This window comes from Oleiphilus sp. HI0066 (assembly GCF_001635725.1).
In genome coordinates, this window is the sequence record NZ_LWFH01000792.1 from 1 (window position 1) to 671 (window position 671).

At 44.1% G+C, this 671-nt stretch carries 1 protein-coding gene; it reads right to left on the reverse strand.

Features of this window, described 5'->3' with window-relative positions; genetic code table 11:
• Positions 1–562: triacylglycerol lipase (locus tag A3738_RS09525; RefSeq protein ID WP_197473757.1), on the reverse strand; the 562-nt coding region annotated here is incomplete at its 3' end.
• Positions 563–671: the final 109 nt, after the last annotated feature.

Genomic DNA, 671 nt, shown 5'->3' on the forward strand with positions numbered 1-671 from the left:
GCGTGTATTCAGAATTGCCGGCAAGAGCGTCAATAATGTCTCCAAGGAAGTTAAGTGCACCTTCGATCAGCGCCTCTGTACCACCACCTACAGGAACGATTCCTCTCGCTGCATCCGCAAAACCTGATCCACTGTTTGCACCGTTTACTGAGGTAACAGAAGCAACTAAGTCTGGACGGACACCTGCAACATAACGGCTAGTTGGTGAACCTAAGCTATGGCCGATCAAGTTGAACTTTTGTGCACCTGTGATCGCTTGCAACTCTTCTAAGTAAGCCAACAGCTGTTCGCCACGTACGTAGCCGTCTTCCCATGCTGTAACATTAGGAATGTAAACCGTTGCACCGCGTTCTTCCAATTCGCCTTTCACGCCATAGAAATAATCTATGCCTAAGATGCTGTCGAACCCAGACAGACCATGTACCAAAACAATTGGATGCTGAGTTTGATAAGCTTTGCAATCTTGCCACCACCAACAGATAGCGTTAGCTGCAGAGCTTTGAATGAGCATGCCAAAGAATATGGCGCTCGCTAAGAATACTTTCTTTAGTTTGAATTGCATCATCGATTCCTTTTGTTTTTATATTAAAACGACGTACAACATTCCTTAATTGTTATTACTTCCTATATATAACGTTGTTTGAATGACATCTTGTACTAGCGGCGTGAAT